This is a genomic window from Cognatilysobacter terrigena (genome assembly GCF_004361065.1).
GTDB classification, from domain to species: Bacteria; Pseudomonadota; Gammaproteobacteria; order Xanthomonadales; family Xanthomonadaceae; genus Cognatilysobacter; species Cognatilysobacter terrigena.
The window spans coordinates 15,833-37,537 of sequence record NZ_SELT01000011.1 but is presented as its reverse complement, the minus strand read 5'-3'; the positions used below and the strand labels follow the sequence as shown (position 1 = coordinate 37,537).

The 21,705-nt window shown below is 68.0% G+C and carries 21 protein-coding genes; 5 read left to right on the top strand and 16 right to left on the bottom strand.

What is annotated here, in order from left to right; translation table 11 throughout:
* Position 1: 1 nt before the first annotated feature.
* From EVS83_RS08300 to EVS83_RS08270, 8 genes are all read right to left on the bottom strand, one after another.
* Positions 2–1,345 carry a sensor histidine kinase gene (locus EVS83_RS08300; protein WP_133500575.1) on the bottom strand — a complete coding sequence of 448 codons (1,344 nt, stop codon included), beginning with the start codon at positions 1,343–1,345 and terminating at the stop codon, positions 2–4.
* A gap of 3 nt (positions 1,346–1,348) precedes the next feature.
* Positions 1,349–2,023 carry a winged helix-turn-helix domain-containing protein gene (locus tag EVS83_RS08295; RefSeq protein WP_133500574.1) on the bottom strand — a complete coding sequence of 225 codons (675 nt, stop codon included), beginning with the start codon at positions 2,021–2,023 and terminating at the stop codon, positions 1,349–1,351.
* 103 nt (positions 2,024–2,126) lie between these two features.
* Entirely contained in the window at positions 2,127–2,549 is a 423-nt protein-coding gene (locus EVS83_RS15650; protein WP_166636838.1) for a hypothetical protein, read from the bottom strand.
* Positions 2,546–2,797, bottom strand: a complete 252-nt coding sequence (locus EVS83_RS08285) for a hypothetical protein (protein WP_133500573.1) — start codon at positions 2,795–2,797, stop codon at positions 2,546–2,548. The genes EVS83_RS15650 and EVS83_RS08285 overlap by 4 nt, the downstream gene beginning before the upstream one ends.
* Positions 2,798–2,914: 117 nt before the next feature.
* A complete protein-coding gene (gene trpE / locus EVS83_RS08280; protein ID WP_133500572.1) occupies positions 2,915–4,396 on the bottom strand; it encodes an anthranilate synthase component I in 1,482 nt (493 codons plus the stop codon).
* A gap of 302 nt (positions 4,397–4,698) precedes the next feature.
* Positions 4,699–5,376 carry a ribulose-phosphate 3-epimerase gene (gene rpe, locus EVS83_RS08275; protein WP_133500638.1) on the bottom strand — a complete coding sequence of 226 codons (678 nt, stop codon included), beginning with the start codon at positions 5,374–5,376 and terminating at the stop codon, positions 4,699–4,701.
* Complete coding sequence (locus tag EVS83_RS15645; protein ID WP_166636844.1) at positions 5,376–5,528, bottom strand: hypothetical protein; 153 nt, start codon at positions 5,526–5,528, stop codon at positions 5,376–5,378. Before EVS83_RS15645 ends, rpe begins: the two co-directional genes overlap by 1 nt.
* Before the next feature lie 11 nt (positions 5,529–5,539).
* Entirely contained in the window at positions 5,540–5,881 is a 342-nt protein-coding gene (locus tag EVS83_RS08270; protein WP_133500571.1) for a J domain-containing protein, read from the bottom strand.
* A 110-nt stretch (positions 5,882–5,991) separates the two neighbouring features.
* Between EVS83_RS08270 and EVS83_RS08265 the strand changes: the two genes are divergently transcribed.
* The 3 genes from EVS83_RS08265 to EVS83_RS08255 all read left to right on the top strand — a co-directional run bounded on the left by EVS83_RS08265 (position 5,992) and on the right by EVS83_RS08255 (position 8,395).
* Entirely contained in the window at positions 5,992–6,921 is a 930-nt protein-coding gene (locus tag EVS83_RS08265; RefSeq protein ID WP_133500570.1) for a phosphoribosylaminoimidazolesuccinocarboxamide synthase, read from the top strand.
* Positions 6,922–7,010: 89 nt separating this feature from the next.
* Positions 7,011–7,487, top strand: coding sequence for an Mpo1 family 2-hydroxy fatty acid dioxygenase (locus tag EVS83_RS08260; RefSeq protein ID WP_133500569.1), 477 nt, complete (start codon positions 7,011–7,013; stop codon positions 7,485–7,487).
* Positions 7,484–8,395, top strand: coding sequence for a DMT family transporter (locus tag EVS83_RS08255; RefSeq protein ID WP_166636843.1), 912 nt, complete (start codon positions 7,484–7,486; stop codon positions 8,393–8,395). The genes EVS83_RS08260 and EVS83_RS08255 overlap by 4 nt, the downstream gene beginning before the upstream one ends.
* Here EVS83_RS08255 and EVS83_RS08250 read toward each other — a convergent pair.
* The 6 genes from EVS83_RS08250 to hppD all read right to left on the bottom strand — a co-directional run bounded on the left by EVS83_RS08250 (position 8,392) and on the right by hppD (position 14,716).
* On the bottom strand, positions 8,392–9,255 hold the full coding sequence (locus EVS83_RS08250; protein ID WP_133500567.1) for an NAD-dependent epimerase/dehydratase family protein: 864 nt from the start codon (positions 9,253–9,255) through the stop codon (positions 8,392–8,394). The genes EVS83_RS08255 and EVS83_RS08250 overlap by 4 nt on opposite strands.
* A complete protein-coding gene (nhaA, locus tag EVS83_RS08245) occupies positions 9,255–10,478 on the bottom strand; it encodes a Na+/H+ antiporter NhaA (RefSeq protein WP_133500566.1) in 1,224 nt (407 codons plus the stop codon). Before nhaA ends, EVS83_RS08250 begins: the two co-directional genes overlap by 1 nt.
* 31 nt (positions 10,479–10,509) lie before the next feature.
* On the bottom strand, positions 10,510–11,475 hold the full coding sequence (locus tag EVS83_RS08240; RefSeq protein ID WP_133500565.1) for a sodium:calcium antiporter: 966 nt from the start codon (positions 11,473–11,475) through the stop codon (positions 10,510–10,512).
* A 9-nt stretch (positions 11,476–11,484) separates the two neighbouring features.
* A complete protein-coding gene (locus EVS83_RS08235; protein ID WP_246022822.1) occupies positions 11,485–12,213 on the bottom strand; it encodes a lectin in 729 nt (242 codons plus the stop codon).
* Positions 12,214–12,276: 63 nt separating this feature from the next.
* Entirely contained in the window at positions 12,277–13,587 is a 1,311-nt protein-coding gene (hmgA, locus tag EVS83_RS08230; protein WP_133500564.1) for a homogentisate 1,2-dioxygenase, read from the bottom strand.
* A gap of 55 nt (positions 13,588–13,642) precedes the next feature.
* On the bottom strand, positions 13,643–14,716 hold the full coding sequence (hppD, locus tag EVS83_RS08225) for a 4-hydroxyphenylpyruvate dioxygenase (protein ID WP_166636842.1): 1,074 nt from the start codon (positions 14,714–14,716) through the stop codon (positions 13,643–13,645).
* Between the two features lie 101 nt (positions 14,717–14,817).
* On the opposite strand from hppD, the gene EVS83_RS08220 reads away from it, so the two are divergent.
* Positions 14,818–15,288, top strand: a complete 471-nt coding sequence (locus EVS83_RS08220) for a MarR family winged helix-turn-helix transcriptional regulator (protein WP_133500563.1) — start codon at positions 14,818–14,820, stop codon at positions 15,286–15,288.
* A gap of 66 nt (positions 15,289–15,354) precedes the next feature.
* Here the strand turns inward: EVS83_RS08220 and EVS83_RS08215 are convergent, their stop codons facing one another.
* Positions 15,355–16,866 carry a peptide MFS transporter gene (locus EVS83_RS08215; RefSeq protein ID WP_133500635.1) on the bottom strand — a complete coding sequence of 504 codons (1,512 nt, stop codon included), beginning with the start codon at positions 16,864–16,866 and terminating at the stop codon, positions 15,355–15,357.
* A 180-nt stretch (positions 16,867–17,046) separates the two neighbouring features.
* Positions 17,047–17,916: a tryptophan 2,3-dioxygenase gene (locus tag EVS83_RS08210; protein ID WP_133500562.1), complete on the bottom strand. Its 870-nt coding sequence runs from the start codon at positions 17,914–17,916 to the stop codon at positions 17,047–17,049.
* 172 nt (positions 17,917–18,088) lie between these two features.
* Here EVS83_RS08210 and EVS83_RS08205 point away from each other — a divergent pair, with 172 nt between their 5' ends.
* The gene (locus EVS83_RS08205; RefSeq protein ID WP_133500561.1) at positions 18,089–21,634 is read left to right on the top strand and encodes a lamin tail domain-containing protein; all 3,546 of its coding nucleotides are present in this window, start codon (positions 18,089–18,091) and stop codon (positions 21,632–21,634) included.
* Positions 21,635–21,705 lie beyond the last annotated feature (71 nt).

Below are 21,705 nucleotides of genomic sequence, written 5' to 3'. Positions count from 1 at the left end.
CTCAGCCCGCAAGCGGCAGGTTGATGCACACACCCAGACCCGGGCCGCGATCGACGAGTCGCACCTGTCCCCCGTGGCGCAGCACGATCGCACGCACCAGACTCAGGCCGAGGCCGATGCCCGGCGAGCCTCGATGCGTCTCCAGACGCTGGAACCGATCGAACACGCGCTCGCGTTCGGACTCGGGCACGCCCGGCCCTTCATCGTCGACGCGCAGCAGTGCACTGCCGTCGTCGCGCGACAATTCGATGCGCACACGGCTGCCTTCCGGTGCGTACTTCAGCGCGTTGTCGAGAAGGTTGACGATCACCTGGAACAGTTGGTCGCGATCGCCGCGCACGCGGGACGAGACGGCATGCGATTCGAGGTCGAGGCCGCGTTCCAGCGCGCTCGGCGTGTAGAGCTCCGCGGCGTCGTCGACGAGTTCGGCGAGGTCGAGCACCGGCTCATCCGCGACCGCCGGCTGCGCTTCGATGCGGGCAAGGCGCAGCAGTGCGCCGAACGCCTGCAGCAGCTGGTCGGTTTCGACGAGCGCGGCGTCGAGCGCGCGTGTGCGGGCCTCGTCGTCGCGGTGACGCGCCTCCTCGAGACGGTTGCGCAGGCGCGTCAGCGGCGTGCGCAGGTCGTGTGCGATGTGGTCGGTCGCGTGGCGCACACCGCCGAGCAGGTCTTCGATGCGGTCGAGCATCGCGTTGAAGCGTCGCGACAACCTATCGAACGCGTCATCGCTGCCATCGACGGGCGCGCGCAGCCCGAGTTCGCCGTCACCCACGCGCTCGGCGGTTTCGTCGAGATCGCTCAGGCGCCGCGACACCCAACGCGACGTCAGCCAACCGATGAGTCCTCCGAGCGTGGCCGCCACCAGCGCAGCGGCGAGCGCGGTGCGCAACATCAGCGCGAGGAATCGATCCTGCGACCGCGTGCGCTGGCCGGTGACGAGCGTCAGGCCGTCGCGAAAGCGATGCTGGTGTGTGATGACGCGCACGTCGCCGCCGTCATCGCTCTGCGCGAACTCGACCCAGCCGCGCGGATTGTGTGGCGCGGGCAGATGCGCGAGCGGCCCGGCGATGCGACGCCCCGCGGCATCGAACAGTCCGTAGACGGCCGCGTCGTCGTCGGATTCGACGCGACTGCGCACTTCCTCGATGAAGTCGTGGCGTCCGTCGTCGCGCGCGATTTCGAGCAGGCCGGCTTCGTCGGCGCGCACCACGTCGCGGGTGTCGCCATCGAGCAGTGTCGATACCGCGAACCGCACGCCGACGCCGAGCACCACGAACGCGACGAAGAACGACAGCGTGACCGCGATCGCGAGCCGCGCGCTGGTCGATCGCGTCAGCGCGATCACGCGTCAGGTGCCGAGGCGATAGCCGGCGCCGCGCACGGTGTGCAGCAGCGGCTTGGGAAAGCCGGCGTCGATCTTCTGGCGCAGGCGGCTGATGTGCACGTCGATGACGTTGGTCTGCGGATCGAAGTGATAGTCCCACACGGCTTCGAGCAGCATCGTGCGCGTCACCACGCGTTCGGCCTGCTTCATGAGGTATTCGAGCAGGCGGAATTCGCGCGGCTGCAGTTCGATGCGCTTCTCGCCGCGTCGCGCTTCGCGACTCAGCAGGTCGAGCTCGAGATCCGCGACGCGCAGCTTGGTCGGCTCGCTGCCGCCGGACGCGCCGCGACGCGCGATCGAATCCAGGCGTGCGCTGAGCTCGGAATATGCAAACGGCTTGACGAGGTAGTCGTCGGCACCGGCGCGCAGGCCTTCGACGCGATGGTCGACATCGCCGAGCGCGGTGAGCAGCAGCACCGGGACCTGGCTGCCCGCGCCGCGGACGGTCTTGAGCAGCGTGAGGCCGTCGAGGCCCGGCAGCATGCGATCGAGTACGAGCGCGTCGTAGGCCTCGGTGGTCGCCATGAACAGGCCGTCGCGGCCGTTGTCGGCGTGGTCGACCGCGTGCCCGTCCTCGCGTAGGCCCTTGGCGATGAACGCGGCGGTGTGCGGGTCGTCTTCGACGAGGAGGATGCGCATGGCAGGCAGTTCGCGTGTCGGGAAAAAAGATACCCCGCCGGGGGAACCGGCGGGGTATCGCGGTCCCGGGGGGGTTTCCGGGGCCGGGGGACGCCGGGCTCGATCAGCCGGTCTTCTTCTCGTCCTTCTTCGCGGCCGGCTTCTTCGCGTCCTTGGCCGGGGCGGCCTTGGCGGGAGCGGCCTTCGCGACGGTCTTGGCCGGCGCAGCCTTGGCCGGGGCGGCCTTCGCCGGGGCCGCGGCGGCGGCCTTGGTTTCGGTCTTGGCCGGGGCCGGTGCCGGCGCAGCGGCGAACGCCGAGCCGGTGAACGCGACGGCAGCTAGGGCGAGCAGAGCGGTGCGGATGTTCATGGTGGTCTTCCTCTCGACGAGTGATGGTGCGATGGCCGGCGGTCGATGCCGCCTCGGAATCCAGATTGCGCCGCGGCGCTTGGCGCGGCGATGGCGAGGGACTGAAAGTTCGGTAATGAAGCGCGCCCACAAAAAAGCCCCGCCGAAGCGGGGCTTTTTCGTCGAGCGGTCGATCACTTCTTCGACGCGGCTTCCTTGGCCTCCTCGGCCTTTTCCATCTTCGCCGACTCGTGCTTCGCGCTGTGGTGCTTGGTCGAGTGGTGATGCTTGGCGTGGTGCTTGGTCGAATGATGCATGGTCGACTTCGCCGGGGCGGCCGGGGTCGCCGGCGTGGCGGGGGTCGCGGGCGTCGCCTGCGGCGCGGCGAACGCGGCGCCGGTCACGGCGGTCAGGGCGACGGTGAGCAGAGCGGTGCGCAGCTTCATGGTGGGCTCCTGGAACAGGTGGGATTCGATTCGGGCGGACGTCCTGCGCCCGCCAACCCAACCTGCGCCCGCGCGCCTACGCGCACGATGGCCCGCCCATGAAACTTTCTTAATGCGTCAGAGGCCCTGCGCCGCTTGTGCCACCGCCCGGAACAGCGCGCGACCCTTGCTCATCGTCTCCTCCCACTCGGCGGCGGGATCGGAGTCGTAGACGATGCCCGCGCCCGCCTGCACGTAGAGGCGGCCGTCCTGGATGACGGCAGTACGGATCGCGATGGCCGTGTCCGCATCGCCGTGCCAGCCGATGTAGCCGATCGAGCCGGCGTAGACGTTGCGCTTGATCGGTTCGAGTTCGCGGATGACTTCGAGCGCGCGGATCTTCGGCGCACCGCTGACGGTGCCGGCGGGGAACGTCGCACGCAGCACGTCGGCGTAACTCAAACCTTCCTTCAGACGCCCCGTCACTTCGCTGACGATGTGCATGACGTGGCTGTAGCGTTCGATCACGAACTGTTCGCCGACTTCGACCGTGCCGGCTTCGCTGACGCGGCCGACGTCGTTGCGCCCGAGGTCGATGAGCATCAGGTGCTCGGCGCGTTCCTTGGGATCCGCCAGAAGCTCGGCTTCGAGCGCGGCGTCTTCCTCGGGCGTCGCACCGCGGCGACGCGTGCCGGCGATCGGTCGCACGGTGACGTTGCCGTCCTCCAGGCGCACGAGGATTTCCGGCGAACTGCCGACCACCTGCATCTCGCCGACGTCGAGGAAGTACATGTACGGCGACGGATTCAGCGCACGCAGCGCGCGATACACATCGACCGGCCGCGCCTTGAACGGTACCGACAGGCGCTGGCTCAGCACGACCTGGAAAATGTCGCCGGCGCGGATGTAGTCCTTGGACTTTTCCACCGCGGCGATGAAGCCTTCGCGGGTGAAGCCGGATACGAAGTCGGCTTCGTCGAGCGCCGCGGCGTGCAGCGTTTCGGGATAGCCGGGGCCGCCTTGGCGTAGCCGATGGGTGAGTTCGTCGAGGCGCCGGTTCGCACGCGCGAACGCATGCGGCTGCGACGGATCGGCGTGCACGATGAGGTACAGCCGGCCCTTGAGATTGTCGAACACCGCGACTTCCTCGCTGAGCATCAGCAGGATGTCGGGCGTGCCGAGCTCGTCGGTCTTGCCGCGCCCGCTCGCCGCGAGGCGCGGCTCGATGTAATCGATGCATTCGAAGCCGAACCAGCCGACGAGGCCGCCGGTGAAACCGGGAAGTCCCTCGATTTTCGGCACCGAATGCGCACTGCGCAGCGCTTCGACTTCGGCGAACGGGTCGTCGACCGTGCGCGACTCGACGAGCTCGCCGTCCTCGGTCACCACCAGCAGGTTGCCGGCGAACGCATACACGCGTCGCGCCGGCAGGCCGATGATCGAATAGCGGCCGAAGCGCTCGCCGCCTTCGACGGACTCGAAGAGATACGTATGCGGCCCGTCCGCGAGCTTGAGATACACGGACAGCGGCGTATCGAGGTCGGACAGCACCTCGCGCACGACGGGAATACGGGTGTGGCCGGCAGCGGCCTGCTGGTTGAACGAGTCGAGCGATGTCACGCGGTGTTTCCTCGGAAAGACGACGGGTGCGATGGACGACGGTGGCTCAGGGCCACCATCGCCAACCCGTGGCGAGGACATGCAGGTGCGCGTGACGGTTCATGGTCGCGACTATAGCCGCTGACCCGCGCCGGTGCGAAATGCCTCGAACTCCGAACAATTCATACATCACGCACGCGGTTGTCATTCGCATGTCATCGCGGACCCGGAGCATGGGAGGCCATCGCAGGGACGACGGACGAGGCAGGACGCCTCAATCATTCCCGGCCGGTGCCTCTTGCAGGGCGCCGGCCTTCTTATTTTCAGCGACGACGCGCGTCGTCCACCGCGGCCTTCATGCGGCCGATCACGTCGGCGTAGTCCGGCGCGTTGAAGATCGCCGAACCGGCGACGAACGTGTCCGCGCCCGCCGCCGCGATCTCGCCGATGTTGTCGGCCTTGACGCCGCCATCGATCTCCAGACGCACCGCGCGACCGCTCGCATCGATCATCGAACGCACGCGACGCAGCTTGTCGAGCGCCGAGGGAATGAACGCCTGCCCGCCGAAGCCCGGATTCACCGACATCAGCAGCACCATGTCGATGTCTGCGAGCACGTAGTCGAGCACTTCGACCGGCGTCGCCGGATTCAGCACCACGCCCGCCTGGCAACCGTGCGACTTGATCAGCTGCACGGTGCGATGCACGTGGCGACTCGCTTCCGGATGGAAGGTGATCATCGACGCGCCGGCCTTGGCGAAGTCCGGCACGATGCGATCGACCGGTTCGACCATCAGGTGCACGTCGATCGGCGCGGTGACGCCGTGCTTGCGCAACGCTTCGCACACCAGCGGGCCGATGGTGAGGTTCGGCACGTAATGGTTGTCCATGACGTCGAAGTGGACCCAGTCGGCGCCGGCCTTCAGCACGTTGTCCACTTCCTCGCCGAGCTTGGCGAAGTTCGCCGAGAGGATGGAGGGCGCAATAACGGTCGTTTGCATCATGGATTCTCACTGGCGAGTACGGCCCGGCCTGCGGCCGTGCGTTCGGCGGCGTGACTTGCCTTAGGGGCAAGTCCCGAAAGCCCCGCCTCACCGCCGAGCTTCGCGAAGTTGGCGGACAGGATGGACGGGGCGATGACGGTCGATTGCATGGCGGTTCTCGTCAGCGGCGCGGCTTGCGCAGCGCCTGGATGCGGTCGTACGCGGTGTTGATCTCGCGCGCCTTGATCTCGGCGCGGCGGCGCAGCTCGGGCGCGGCGGTGGCGAATTTGTCCGGGTGGTATTGCGACATCAGCCGGCGATAGGCCTGGTCGATGTCGGCTTCGCTGGCGTCGTCGGGCACCCGCAGCACGCGGTAGGGGTCGTCGCGCAGGCGGAACCAGTCGGCATCGAACGCGTGGCCGATCAGCAGGCCCAGCAGCGCACCCAGCGGCGGCTCGGCCCGGAGCAGCGCGGCACCGGCGAAGAAGCCCAGCAATTTGCCGTACCAGCGGGTGGTGCGCACGGGGCCGTCGGACGCCGGGATCGGGGCCGGCAGTGTACCTGCAGCACGACGGCGGCCGGCGTACACTGCCCGGCCCGCCGCCGTCAGGCGGCTGTGCCCACGACAGGCCCATGCGCCATTCGTTGCTGACGTCCGATCTTCCCGGGCTCCCCCTGCGCCACCGCGGCAAGGTCCGCGACGTGTTCGACGTGCCGGCCGATCGCCTGCCCGACGGCGCAGCGCGCGATGGCGACCATCTCCTCATCGTCGCCACCGATCGCCTCAGTGCGTTCGACGTCGTGCTGCCCGACCCGATCCCCGGCAAGGGCGAGATGCTCTGCCAGATCAGCAATTTCTGGTTCGGCAAGACGGCGCACATCGTCCCCAACCACCTGACCGGCATCGACGTCGCGAGCGTGCTGCCGGACGGTGTCGACCCATCGCTCTATGCGAAGCGCGCCGTCGTGACGCGCCGACTCAAGCCCGTGCCGATCGAATGCATCGCGCGCGGCTACCTCCTCGGCAGCGGCTGGAAGGACTACCAGCGCACCGGCCGCGTCTCCGGCATCCCCCTGCCCGACGGCCTGCGTCAGGCCGAGAAGCTCGCCGAGCCGATCTTCACCCCGTCGACCACGGCCGCCGTCGGCGACCACGACGAGAACATCGACTTCGACGCCGCCGTGCGTCTGTGCGGCGCCGAGCTCGCCGAAGCCGTGCGCGACGCCACGCTGCGCCTCTACGCCTACGCCGCGGACTACGCCGCGCAGCGCGGCATCCTGCTCGCCGACACCAAGTTCGAGTTCGGCACCGACGCTGACGGCCGCCTCTACGTCATGGACGAGATGCTGACGCCCGATTCATCGCGCTACTGGCCGGCCGATTCCTACGAAGTCGGCACCAGCCCGCGGAGCTACGACAAACAGTTCGTGCGCGACTACCTGGAAGCGATCGGCTGGGACAAGACGCCCCCGGGCCCGGTGCTGCCGCCCGAGGTCATCGAGAAGACGCGCGCGAAGTACGCGGAAGCGCTCGATCGCCTGGCGGGCATTTCGGTCGACTGAAGCCGCGCGTTGCGCACAGCATCCCGTCGCCGCAACGGCGGCGTACGCGCTGCTGCGGCATCATGGACGCAACCTCCGGGAGCGCCGCCATGAACGCCACCGCCCGCCCCATCGACCGCTGGTTCGCGAGCTACAGCGACGACCATCGCAACGGCACCAACCAGCACATCCACGTGATCTGCGTGCCGGCGATCCTGTGGAGCGTGATCGCGCTGCTGTGGTGCATCCCCTCGCCCAGCTCGATGTTCAACGCCGGCGTGTTCGCCGGTGCGGCGATGTTGCTCGCTGCGCTGTTCTATTACCGCCAGTCGCGCACGCTCGGGCTGGGCATGGCGATCGTGTTCGTCGTGCTGGGGCTGCTGACGCGCATTCTGTTCAACGTGCTCGGCGCGCAGGGTCTGCTGATCCTCGCGATCGCGGTGTTCGTTGTCGCGTGGATCGGGCAGTTCGTCGGTCACAAGATCGAAGGCCGCAAGCCGAGTTTCCTCACCGACCTCACCTATCTGCTCATCGGCCCCGCGTGGGTGCTCGCCAAGCTATACCGTCGACTGGGCATCGCCTGGTGACGACACGCGGCGGCGGCCTCGGGGGTCGCGATCTGTTGCTCGTCCTGCTGATCTGCCTCGCGTGGGCCGGCAACTTCCTCACGTCGGCGCTCGCGCTGCGCGAGATCCCGCCGTTCCTGTTCACCGCATTGCGCTTCGGCATCCTCGGGCTCGCGCTGATTCCGCTGATGAAGCCGCCCGCACAGGGACAATGGCCGCGGCTGTTCGCCGTTGCAATCTGTCTCGGCCTGCTGCACTTCGGGCTCAGCTTCACCGCGCTCAAGCTCGCGGGCGATCTGTCGTCGCCGGCGATCGTGATGCAGAGCTACGTGCCGATGACGGCGCTGCTCGGCTGGGTGATGCTCGGCGAACGCTTCGGCTGGCGCACCGGCCTCGCGATCGCGGTGAGTTTCGGCGGCGTGCTGGTGCTCGGCTTCGATCCGATCGTGCTCGACCATCCGGCGTCGCTCATTTCGATGTTGATCTCGGCGGTGTTTCTCGCGCTCGCCACCGTGCTGATGAAACCGCTGAAGGGCCTCGACGTCTTCAGCCAGCAGGGCTGGATCGCATGGATCAGCGTGCTGCCGCTGCTGGCGATCAGCGAAGTCATCGAACCGGGTGCGATCGCGCGTTTGACGAACGTGTCGTGGGTCGGCTGGGTCGGCGCGGCGTACGCGGCGTTCATTTCGTCGCTGCTCGGCCACGGCCTGTTCTACGTGCTGGTCAAGCGTCATCCGATCGCGCAGGTGACGCCGTGGCTGCTGATCTCGCCGGTTCTCGCCGTCGTGCTCGGCATCGTGTTCTGGGGCGATCGCCCGGGTCCGCGCCTGCTCGTCGGCGGCGCGATGGTGCTCGGCGGGGTGCTGATCATCGCGCTGCGCGCCCTCGCGAAATCGCGAGAAGTCGTGCGCGAACCGACCGAAATCTAGCCGGCGCGCGGGAACATCGACGTCTTCGGCACGAACGGGCGCGGCGCGTAGCCGAAAGCCTCCTGTGCCGGCGTCGCATCGAAGACCAAGTCGCGACGCATGCGTTCGATCGCCGCATCGCCGAAACCGGTGGCGATGCCACGCGACTGCGCGATGCGCACCGCCCACTCGAATACCGGCAACGGCAGTTCGAGCAGATGCGCCGGCGGATCGAGTACGCGCAGCACGCGCCGGACCATCTCGCGATACGTCAGCGTCTCGCCGCCGGGCAGGTCGAAGGCGCGATCGAACGCGGCCTGCGCCGTGATGCAGTCGACTGCTGCGCCCGCGAGATCGCCGACGTGCACCGGCTGCCGAAGGCCGTTCGCGCGACGCGGCAAGGGAAACCATCGCACCCGATGCGCGATGCGCGCAATGCGGCTCAAGGTGGCGTCGCGCGCCGCGCCGTAGACCAGCGTCGGGCGCAGCAGCGTGATCGCAGCATGGCGTTCGCGTGCGGCTGACGTAAGACGGTCTTCCGCCAGCTGCAGGCGCTGCGCGACGTCGCGCTCATCGGGATCGACGGAATGCTGCTTGACCACGACGCTCGTCGAACCGAACGCGACCACGCGCGTGGCGTCGATGGGCGTGCGTGCGTACCAGTGCGAGAACGCGTCGAGCGGGCCGCAGCTGATGATGGCGTCGACCTGTGCGGGCAGCAACGGCATGGCGTCGAACGCGCCTTGCAGCCACGTCACGCCGGGCTCGTCGCGTTGCGCGTTGCGCGAGATCGCGGTGACGCGCCAACCGGCGTGACGCAGGCGATCGATCACCGGCTCGCCGATCTGTCCCGTCCCACCGAAGACCAGAGCGTGACGCATCAGGCGCGCACCTTCGCGAGCGTCGGCCGAAGCCAGGCGTACCCAAGTACCGCGGAGATCACCGACGCCGCCAGCACGCCGAGCACGGCTTCTTCGTAGCGCAGCGCGTCGTCGTAGGCGAGCGATGCGATGAAAAGACTCATGGTGAAACCGATGCCGCAGAGCAGGCCAAGGCCGAGCGTCGATCGCGCGTCCATTCCGTCGGGCAGCGGTGCAAGCCCGAAGGCGCGCAGTCCCAGCGCGGCACCGACGATGCCGATCGGCTTGCCGAGCACGAGACCCAGCGCGATGCCGAGCGGCAGAGGGTCGAAGGCGTCGGACAGACGCAGCCCATGCAGCGCGAGTCCGGCATTCGCGAACGCGAACAGCGGGAGGATCGCGTACGCCACCCACGGATGCAGCGCATGCTCGAGCGTTTCCAGCGCGGAATGCTCCACTTCGTCATCGAGCGCGTTGCGCTTGTCGACGTGTGGAATCATTAGTCCCGTCGCGACGCCCGCAAGCGTCGCGTGCACGCCCGACTTCAGCACACACAGCCACAGCACCGCGCCGAGCAGCAGGTAAGGCGTAAGCGCAGTCACGTGCAGGCGATTCAGCACGAACATCGCGACGAGCGCGGCCGCGGCGAAGCCGAGCGCGAGCCACGACAGGCCGTGCGAATAGAACAGCGCGATGATGAGGATGGCGATCAGGTCGTCGACCACCGCGATCGTGGACAGCAGCAGCTTCATCCCCACCGGCACGCGCGGACCGAGCAACGCGAGCACGCCGAGCGCGAACGCGATGTCCGTCGCCGTGGGCACGGCCCAGCCGCGCATCGCGTCAGCGTCGCCACGATTGAGCGCCGCGAACAGCAGCGCCGGCACGGCCACGCCGGCACAGGCGCAGACCATCGGCAGGATGAGCTGGTCGCGACGTGCGAGCTGGCCGCTGGTGGCCTCGCGCTTGATCTCGAGCGCGACGAGCAGGAAGAAGACAGCCATCAGACCGTCGTTGATCCAGAGCAGAAGCGGCTTGGCGAGTTGCGCATCACCGATGCGCACGGCGAGCGGCATCTGCCGGAACGCCTCGTAGCCGCCTGCGAGCGGTGAATTGGCGAGGATCATCGCGATCGCCGCCGCCGCGATCAGCACGATGCCGCCCGCCGCTTCTAATCGGAAGAAGTCGGCGAGCGCGCGCACCGCGCGCGGCCCGATGGCCGTTGGATCGTGGCGTCCACCCATGCGGCCGAGTATATCGGCCGCGCTGCGGGGCTCAGCGATGCAGCATCAGGATCTCGAAGACGATCCAGCCGAGCAGTGCTACGCCGAGCACAGCGCCTTCGCGACGCGACACGCGCATGTCACCACGCAGGATCGGCAGCAGCAGCACGCCGAAGACGAACGCGGCCGGCAGCTCGTAGCGCACGAACGAGGCGGGGATCGCCAGGCCGTGCGAGAGCAGCGCCATGCCTCCGAGCACGAGCAGGATGTTGACCAGGCTCGAACCGATGACGTGGCCCGCGACGAGATCGCCGTGGCCGCGTCGCGCCGCGCCCACCGCACCGGCGGCTTCCGGAAGAGCGGTGCCGATCGCGACGGGCAACAAACCCGTCAGCAACGGCGTGAGCCCCATCGCCTGCCCGACCACCGGTGCGTGATCGACAATCAGCTTCGCGCCATACCAGAGCGCCACACCCGCGATCGCGATGCGGATCAGGTTGAGCCCGACCACGTCGCTCGTGCGGGTGAAGCCTTCGATCTCCGCATGCACCTCGGGGGACGCATCGGCGCTGCGCATGATCTTGAAGACCAGCACGGCGACGAACGCAACGACCAGGATCACGCCGTCGAGCACCGAAAGGCGGCCGTCGAGTGACATCACCCATACCAGCGCGGTGGCCGCGAGCAGCACGACGAGCAGATGCGCCAACGCACGCCAGCGCACGAGCACCGGCGCAACGAGCGCCGCGGCCGCGAGCGTCAGGCCGACATTGACGACGTTGCTGCCGACCGCGTTGCCGAGCGCGAGTTCGCCCTGCCCCTTCGCGACCGCATAGAAATTGACCACGAGTTCCGGAATCGACGTCGCCAGCGCGACCAGCACCAGGCCCACCGCGAACGGCGGCCAGCCGAAGCGTCGCGCGAGTCCCGTCGCGCCGCGAACCACCGAATCGCCGCCGAGCATGAGCAGCACGAGGGCGAGCAGGAACCACCGCGCGGAAGTGGTGACGTCAGGCATGGGCGATCCTCAGGAACAGCCTTCAATGTAATCGACCTGCGGCGCGACGCCCGCATGCCATTCGGTGACCCCGCCCTTCGCGTCCGTCTCGAACACCACCGCGCCGCCGGGGCCCGTCGCCTTCAGATACTTCCCGCCCTCGACGTACTTGTGCGGCGTTTCGGTGATGCGGCCTGCATAGAGGCGCTTGATCTCGTCGGCGACCATGCCGCGCCGGCCACCGCCGGGTGCGACGTCGCGATCGTTGCCGACGTCGTAACGCACGAACTTGCCGCCTTCGAACATGAAAGCGAGATGGTCCTTGGTCTTGTCGCCCTTGGGATTGAGGTACGTGCAGGCATTGCCCACCACGCTGCCGTTGAGTTCGCCGCCCCAGGCGCGCTTGGCCTGCTCGGGCGTCATGCCGAACTTCATGTCGCCGTAGCCATCGAAGTGCGCGAGTCCGCTCGAAGGCGGCGCATCGGACGGACGAAAACCGCCGGGCGCGCTGGGATTCGGCTCACCCACCGCGATGCCCTGATGCTCCGACGCCGGCGCGGCCGACGTACTGTCCGGCGTCGGCGCAGCCGGCTCGGCGTTCGTCGTCTGCGCTGCGGATGCGTGGTCGGCCTTCGACGAGGCGTCGGTTGCCGGCGCGGACGATGCGGACGTGGGGCCGTTCGTCGTGCCCGTGTCGGCCGGACGGCCCGAACACGCGCACAGACCGGCGACGAGAATCAGCGACGCGACATGCTTCATGGACGGCTCCACCGACGGGATCGCCCGCAGCCTAGCGGGCGGCCGTGAACCCGTCGCGAAGCGTCAGGGCGCGAAGTTCTTCTTCAGCCCGGCCCAGCAGGCCTGGTAGTCGCGCTGGCGATGCGCGGCGTCGATCGCCTGCTGCGTCGGGCGGATCACGAAGCGCGCCTCGAACATGAAAGCCATCGTGTCCTTGATGACGTCGGGCTTCGACAGGTCGGCGTTGCTCGCCTTGTCGAACGTCGCGGCGTCGGGGCCGTGGCCGGTCATGCAGTTGTGCAGCGACGCGCCACCCGGCGAGAAGCCTTCGGCCTTGGCGTCGTACGCGCCGTGGATCAGGCCCATGAACTCGCTGGCGATGTTGCGGTGGAACCACGGCGGGCGGAACGTGTCCTGCGCGACGAGCCAGCGCGGCGGGAAGATCACGAAGTCCATGTTGCCGACGCCCGGCGTGTCGCTCGGGCTGGTCAGTACGAGGAAGATCGACGGATCGGGATGGTCGAAGCTGATCGAACCGATCGTGTTGAAGCGGCGCAGGTCGTACTTGTACGGGGCGTGGTTGCCGTGCCAGCCGACGACGTCGATCGGCGAATGGCCGATCGATGCATGCCACAGATGGCCCTGGAACTTCGCGACGAGTTCGAAATCGCCTTCGACGTCCTCGAACGCCGCGTTGGGCGTCAGGAAATCGCGCGGATTGGCGAGGCCGTTCGAACCGATCGGACCGAGGTCCGGCAAACGCAGGAACGCACCGAAGTTCTCGCAGACGTAACCGCGCGACGCACCGTCGGGCAGCTTCACCGCGAAGCGGATGCCGCGCGGGATCAGCGCGACTTCCTGCGGCTCGACGTCGAGCACGCCGAGTTCGGTTTCGATGTGCAGCCGGCCCTGCTGCGGAACGATCAGCAGCTCGCCGTCCGCGTCGTAGAACCAGCGGCCCTGCATGTCGCGATTCGCCGCGTACATATGCACGCCGACGCCGGACTGCGACGCCGCGCAGCCGTTGCCGGCCATCGTGAACAGCCCATCGAGAAAGTCGACCGCCGCGTCGTCACCCGGCAGCGGCAACGGGCTCCAGCGCATCTGGTCGGGGCTGACCGGACCGGTGTCGAAATCGTTGTGGAACGTCGTCGCGGCGCGACCCTCGTAGCGTGCGAACGGCCCATGCATCGCGGCGGGACGAATGCGATACAGCCAGCTGCGACGGTTCGCATGGCGCGGTGCGGTGAACGCCGTGCCGGAGATCTGCTCGGCGTACAGCCCGTGCGCGACGCGCTGCGGCGAGTTACGGCCTTCGGGCAGCGTGCCGGACACGGCCTCGGTGGCGAATTCGTTGCCGAAGCCCGACTGGTAGCCGGTCGATTCGATCGTCATGTCGATGTCCTGATACGAAAGGCCCCTGCGAGCAGGGGCCGGAGATCGTGTCGGCTTACAGCACGCCGCGCTTCATCTGGTCGCGTTCGATCGATTCGAACAGCGCCTGGAAGTTGCCTTCGCCGAAGCCTTCGTTGCCCTTGCGCTGGATGATCTCGAAGAAGATCGGGCCGAACGCGTTCTGCGTGAAGATCTGTAGCAGCTTGCGCTGCTTGGTCTCGAGGTCGGCGTCGATCAGGATCTTGTTGCGACGCAGGCGCTCGACGTCTTCCTGGTGGTTCGGCACGCGCTGGTCGATCACATCGAAGTACGTGTCCGGCGTGTCGAGGAACTCGATGCCCTGCTCACGCATCGCTTCGATCGACGCATAGATGTCGTCGGTGAACAGCGCGATGTGCTGAATGCCTTCGCCCTTGTATTCGCGCAGGTATTCGTTGATCTGGCTCTTCTCGTCGCTCGATTCATTGAGCGGGATGCGCACGATGCCGTCGGGCGCGGTCATCGCCTTCGACAGCAGGCCCGTCTTCGCGCCCTTGATGTCGAAGTAGCGGATCTCGCGGAAGTTGAACAGGCGCTCGTAGTAGTCCGACCACTGCTGCATGTTCCCCTGGAACACGTTGTGTGTGAGGTGGTCGATGAACGTCAGGCCGAAACCGCGCGGGTTGCGCTCGACGTTCTCGAAGAAGACGTAGTCCTCGTACGGATCGGCGCCGTCGTCGATCAGATAGAGCATGCAGTCGCCGATGCCCTTGATCTTGAGCGCGCCGACCGCGCCGTCGAACTCGACTTCCTCACCGCCGTTCGCGGTGACGTGCTGCAGCACTTCGGTGGTCGGCTTCCTGAAGCGGATCGCGAACCCGCAGGCCGACGGGCCATGCGCTTCGGCGAACTTCGACGCGAAGGAATCGGTGGTCTGGTTCAGCAGGAAGTTGACGCCGCCCTGGCGGTACAGCGTGATCGGGCGGTCCTTGTGCTGCGCGACGGCGGCGAAGCCGAGCTTGCGCAGGTACTCGCCCATGCGCTCGCCCTGGCCGTCGGGTGCGGCGAATTCGACGAACTCGAAGCCGTTGATCCCCATCGGGTTCTCGAACGTGGTGACCTGCATGCCGAGATTCGGTTGCGCGCTCATGGGGGAGTCCTCAGGGGAAGCGAAAAGGTCGCGCCGGGCTTGCGGCGCGGGGTCGAAGCTTTATAGTTTCAGATGAAACTACTTGCAAGGCGCGATGCAGCATGAGCCTGAAGCCCGCCACCCTCGACCTCGAGCATTTCCTGCCCTACCGGCTGTCGGTGCTGAGCAACCGCGTCAGCGGCGCGATCGCGCAGATGTACTCGGAGCGGTTCGACCTCGGCGTGACCGAATGGCGGGTGATGGCGGTGCTGGGCCGCTATCCGGACCTCTCGGCCGGCGAGGTCGCGCAGCGCACGGCGATGGACAAGGTCGCGGTGAGCCGGGCGGTTGCCGGCCTGGTCGAGGCCGGTCGCGTCGAGCGCGACACCCACGACGACGATCGCCGGCGCTCGGTGCTGCGGCTGTCGGCCGAGGGACGCGCGATCCACGACGAGGTCGCGCCGCTCGCCATCGCGTTCGAGAAGCGCCTGCTCGACGGCATGGCCGCGGAGGAGCGCGACGTGCTGTTCCGCCTGCTCGACCGCCTCGACGAACTGGAATTGCGCGCGGAAGCGGATCTCGGCGCCCGCTGACGGCGCAGTAATCTCGCAAAGAAAAAGGCGGCCCGGAGGCCGCCTTTTCCGTATCGCGCGTCGCGCTTACTTGATGCCGTGCATCAGGCGCTGCACCAGCGGCGCGATGAGGAACAGCAGCACGCCCGAGCCCGCGAGCAGCCAGAAGCCGGTCGTGTAGGCGCTGAGCGCGGACGCGGTGGTCATGCCGCCTTCGCCCGAAGCTTCGCCCGCGAAGATGCCGGCGAGGTTGTTGCCGATCGCGATCGACAGGAACCAGCAACCCATCGCGAAACCGGCGAGGCGCGTCGGCGCCAGCTTGGTCGTCATCGACAGGCCGATCGGCGACAGGCAGAGCTCGCCGATCGACTGGATCACGTAGACGACGAACAGCGTCCAGAACGGGATCTTCAGGCTCTGCGGATCGACGAGCTTGGTCAGCGCGAACATCAGCAGCAGGAACGCGAGGCCGTTGAAGATCAGGCCCAGGCCGAACTTGCGCGGGATCGACGGATTCGCGCGGCCCATGGCCACCCAGATCCACGCCATGATCGGCGCGAGCGTGATGATCGCCACCGAGTTGACCGACTGGAACCACGCGACCGGGAATTCCCAGGTGCCGAACTGGCGGTTGACGATCTTGTCGGCGAGGAAGTTGAACGAGCTGCCGGCCTGTTCGAAGAACGCCCAGAACAGCACGTTGAACACGAAGATGATCAGCATCGCGAACACCTTGTCGCGTGCGACGGTGCCTTCGCGGATGGCTTCGACCACCAGCATGATCGCCGGGATGATGATCAGCGCCATCAGGATGTACTGCAGCGCGTGCGCGCTGATCGTCAGCAGGAAGAAAAACGCCGGCACGCCGAGCACGAGGCCGCCGAGGGCGACCATCATCGTGCGGCCGAGGCCTTCCTTGCCCGCCGGCGGCAGGCCGATGCCCTTGAGCTGGCCGCGGCCCGCCCAGAACCACAGCAGCGACAGGATCATGCCGACGCCCGCGGCGATGAACACGATCTTGTAGGACGGCATCGCGTCGGTGCCGAAGATCTTCTGCGCGAGGAACTGGGTGATGACCGGCGAGATCATCGCGCCCAGGTTGATGCCCATGTAGAAGATGGTGAAGCCCGAATCGCGGCGCTGGTCTTCGGCGCGATAGAGCTTGCCCACCATCGTCGAGATGATCGGCTTGAACAGGCCGTTGCCGACGATGACCGTGGCGAGGCCGAGCTTGAATACCTGCTCGTTCGGCACCGCGATCATGAAGAGGCCGAGCGCCATGATGACGGCGCCCAGCAGGATCGAGCGCTGATAGCCGATCAGCTTGTCGGCGATGAAGCCGCCGAAGATCGCGCCGGCATAGACGAGTGCGAGGTACGCGCCGTAGAGCTCACTGGCCGGCTTTTCGCCGGTCGGATCGCCGCCGTGGAACTGCGCGACGACATAGAGCACGAGGGCCCAACGAATGCCGTAGAACGCGAAGCGTTCCCAGAACTCGGACATGAAGAGCATCCACAGCGGCTTGGGATGCCCCATGACCTGCGTGAATTCGGGCGGCGTCTGGTTCGGGCCGCCCGGCGCATGCAGCGGCGGGCCCATCGGTTCTGCGGCATCGGGTACTTGCGCACTCATTCGGGATTTCCTGCTCGTGTCGAAGAGACGCCCGCGGAGGTCGCGGGCGTGTGCAACCGGCCGAGAATGTCCGAACGTCGACGCAGGCGTCAAACCGCGGGTTCGTGTTGCGATGCAGCAGCCTTCAGGCTGAACGGGGCAATCCGTTCACGGCGACGCGACGTCGACGCCGATCCGCGTGCGCACTTCGAAGAGTTCCGGGAAGAACGAAAGCTCCAGCGCCTGCTTGAGGAAACCGACGCCGGACGAGCCGCCGGTGCCGCGCTTGAAGCCGATGATGCGCATCACCGTACGCATGTGGCGGAACCGCCAGAGCTGGAACTGGGTCTCGAGATCGACCAGGTCTTCGCAGAGCTGGTAGGCCGCCCAATGCGTGGCCGAATCCTCGTAGATGCGTTCGAGCACGGGCAGCAGCTCGGGGTCGGAGACGTGCGTCGCCGACCAGTCGCGCTCCAGCCAGCGCGCCGGGACCGCATGGTCATGGCGGGCGAGGAAGCGCAGCGCCTCGTCGTAGAGGCTCGGCGCGTGCAGGAGCTGCTCGAGCATCGAGTGCGCTTCGGCGTCATGCGCGAAGACGTCGAGCATCCGCGCGTTCTTGTTGCCGAGCAGGAATTCGATCGCGCGGTACTGCAGGGACTGGAAGCCGGACGACGGCCCGAGGATGTCGCGGAACTTCATGTAATCCGCCGGCGTGAGCGTCTCCAGCACGGCCCACATGTCGGTGAGCTGGCGAAGGATGCCCTTCACCCGCGCGAACACCTTCTGGCAGGCGTCGACGTCGTCGGCCTGCAGGAAACCGACCGCCGCGCGCAGCTCGTGGATCATCAGCTTCATCCACAGCTCGCTGACCTGGTGCTGGGTGATGAAGAGCAGCTCGTCGTGCTGCGGCGGGTTCGACAGGGGCTCCTGCGCGGACAGCAGGCGGTCCAGCCGGAGGTAGCCGCCGTAGGTCAGTCGACCGGCCAGGTCGGTGTGGACCCCGCTCTCCAGCGGGCGTTCGTTGTTCTCGATGCTCATGCGCGATCCCGGTGACGGCCGGCAGCGTAGCGCAGGCGACGGCCGTCACGCTTTCGCAACGGAATCGGGTCACAATTCCGGCCGCTTCGCGGGCAGGCGCCCGTGCGGACGGGGCCGCGACGTTGGCGCGGGGACGCGGAGGGCACGCCCTCCGGCGATTTGGGGAGACATCATGGAACGGTCATCGCGACGCCTCGCGGCGCTGGGCTTCGGCCTCGCCGCGCTCATCGTCGGGCCTGCCAACGCGCAGGTTGTCATCAGCCAGGTCTACGGCGGCGGCGGCAATTCCGGCGCGCCGTACAAGAGCGACTTCATCGAGCTGCACAACACCGGCGCGTCCGCGGTCGACGTCTCGACGTGGTCGGTGCAGTACGCGTCCAGCACCGGCACCAGCTGGCAGAAGACGAACCTGTCGGGCTCCATCCCGGCCGGCGCGTACTACCTGGTGAAGGAAGCCGACGGCGCCGGCACGCAGCCCGCGCTGCCGACCCCGGATGCGACCGGCACGATCGCGATGTCCGGCACCGCCGGCAAAGTCGCCCTCGTCACCAATAACGCCGTGCTGCCCGCGGGTTGCCCGGTCGGCGCCGCCGACGTCGTCGCGTTCGGCAGCGGCAGCACCTGCGCCGAAGGCAGCGGCCCCACGCCCGCGCCGAGCAACACGCTGTCGGTGATCCGCACCGACGACTGCGTCGACGGCAACAACAACGCGACCGACTTCGCCACCGGTGCGCCGAACCCGCGCAATCGTGCGAGCGCGTCGCATCTCTGCGGCGGCACGCAGATCCTCGCCAGCATCGACGACGCCTCCGTCAATGAAGGCAACGCCGGCACTCGCACGCTGGTGTTCACCGTCAAGCTGAGCCAGGCGGCGGGCGCGAGCGGCGTGCAGTTCACGTGGTCGACCGCCGACGGCACCGCGAGCGCGGGCAGCGACTACGTCGCCGTGTCGAATGCCGCGGCGACGATTCCGGCCGGCAGCGATCGCACCACGCTCAGCGTCACCGTCGATGGCGACGACGCGATCGAGAACGACGAGACGCTGCACGTCGTGCTGTCCGGCCTGACCGGCGCGACCGCCGGCGATGTCGACGGCCTCGGCACGATCGTCAACGACGACTTCCAGATCATTCCGATTTCGCAGGTGCAGGGCGCAGGCGCGCAGTCGCCGCTCGTGGGCCAGGTCGTCGCGACCCGCGGCATCGTGACCGGTCGCACGTCGAAGGGCTTCTTCCTGCAGAGCCGCGACGTCGATGCGGACACCGATCCGAACACCTCGGAAGGCGTGTTCGTGTTCACCAACAGCGCGCCGCCGGCCTCCGCCGCAGTCGGGCATTGGGTGGTCGCGCGCGGCACGGTGCAGGAATACGTGCCGTCGACCGATCCGGGCCAGCAGCCCTACACGGAAATCGGCGGTGCCATCGTGGTCGCGCCGGTCGACGACGCGACGTATCCGCTGCCGACGCCGGTCGAACTGACGACGATGTTCCCGTCGCCGAACGGCGGCCTCGAGCAGATGGAACGCGTCGAGTCGATGCGCGTGATCGTGCACGACTTCGTCGCGACCGCGCCGTCCGACGGCTTCATCAACGAAGCGCAGGCGACGGGCAGCAGCAACGGCCTGTTCTACGGCACCGTCGCCGGCGTGCCGCGTCCGTTCCGCGAGCCCGGCATCCAGGCGCCGGACGCGCCGCCCGCCGGCACGATCCCGCCGATTCCGCAGTGGGACTTCAATCCGGAAGTGATGTCCGTCGACAGCGATGCGCTCGGCGGCACGCAGCTCGACCTCGCCGCCGGCGCGCATGTCGCCGACGTCGCCGGTCCGCTGAACTACAGCTTCCGCCGCTGGCAGATCCTGCCCGACTCGATCGGTGCGGTGACGCCGGGCCCCGCGCCGCGCGCGGCGAAGGAAGCGCCGGCCGATGCGGTGTCGGTCGCCGGCTACAACATGGAGCGCTTCTTCGACGACGTCGACGACGCCGGCAAGAGCGACGTCAAGCTCACCGCCGCCGCGCTGGAGCGTCGCCTGTCGAAGGCGTCGCTCGGCATTCGCGACTCGCTGCGCACGCCCGACATCCTCGGCGTGGTCGAGATGGAAAACCTGTCGGTGCTGCAGCGCGTCGCCGATCGCGTCAACAACGATGCCGTCGCCGCGGGCCAGCCGAATCCGAACTACGTGCCCTACCTCGTCGAAGGTAACGACGTGGGCGGCATCGACGTCGGCTTCCTGGTGAAGACGGGCGAGGCCGCCGCCGGCACGCCGCGCGTCGAAGTCGTCGACGTGCAGCAGATCGGCAAGGACACGACATTCATTGCGCCGGACGGCTCGACGTCGCTGCTCAACGATCGTCCGCCGCTCGCGCTGAAGGCGGTGGTGCATTACGCCGACGGCCGCACGTTCCCGATCAACGTCGTCATCGCGCACCAGCGTTCGCTCAGCGGCGCGGAAGCCGCGACGCCGGACGGCGACCGCATCCGCAGCAAGCGCCAGCGCCAGGCGGAGTTCCTCGCGGCTTACCTCGACGCGCGCCAGCACGAAGCGCCGGATACCCGCCTCGTCGTGCTCGGCGACTTCAACGCGTTCGAGTTCAACGACGGTTTCACCGACTCGATGGGCACCACGATCGGTGCGCCGCCGCGCGACGAGGAAACCGCGGTGTACGGCGACGGCGACGACCTCGTCGAACCGAACCTCGTCAACCTCACGACGGTCGAACCGCAGGACGAGCGCTATTCGTTCTCGTTCGACGGCAACGCGCAGAGCCTCGACCACGTGCTGGTCAACGAAGACCTCGTCGTCGCCACGCGCGACATCCAGGTCGACCACGCGCGCATCAATGCGGACTTCCCGGAAACCAACCGCAACGATGCGAACTCGCCGTCGCGCCTGTCCGACCACGATCCGGTCGTCGCCTACTTCGTGCCGCGCCGTCGCGCGGATCTCGTGGTGACGGCGCAGGCCGCGGCATTCGTGCCGGGCCAGCCGATGCGCTTCGACGTCACGCTGCACGACAACGGCCCGGAACAGGCGGACTTCCCGGAAATCGGTTTCGAACTCGACGCGGAACTGCCGGATCTGGCCGTCACCGCGCCGGCCGGCTGGAACTGCGATGCGAGCGTCGTCACCGCGGGCCACACCTCGGTCGACTGCCGCGCCGACGCACTCGCCGCCAACGCCGATGCCGCGTTCGCGCTCAGCGCGCAGCCGACGACCGCCCTGCGAGGCCGCCCGCTGCTGCTGGTCGCGTCGGCCGATGCGCGTTCGCTCGATCCGGACACGTCGAACAACGCGGCCGCTGCGCAGCTGTCGATCACGCAGAAGGCGGACCTCGCCACCACGCTGGCCGGCCTGCCGGTCGCCGTCGGCGGTCGCCCGGTGCTGTACGCGATCAGCGTCGCCAACCTCGGCCCGGACACGGCGGTGGTGCCGACGCTGACGGTGACCGGCAACGTGCCGGCCGCCGCCGCGACGATGACGCCTGCCGCCGGCTGGACCTGCAACGTGGCTGACGTCGCCACGGGCTTCCGTGCGACGTGCTCGTCGGCTACGCAGGCCGCCCGTTCCCTGCGCGGCTTCGGCCTGCGCCTGGTCGCGCCGATGCGTGCGGACCAGACGCAGCTGGTGTTGCGTGCGGAGGTGACCGCCGCCAGCCTCGACCCGGCGAAGGCCAACGACGCGTCGACCGCGACGGTGAAGGTGGTCGGCTCGCCGCACTGACCGCCGCAACGCGTTGAAATGTCGAAAGGCGCGGCTCCGGCCGCGCCTTTCGCGCATCTGCGTGCCGCAGC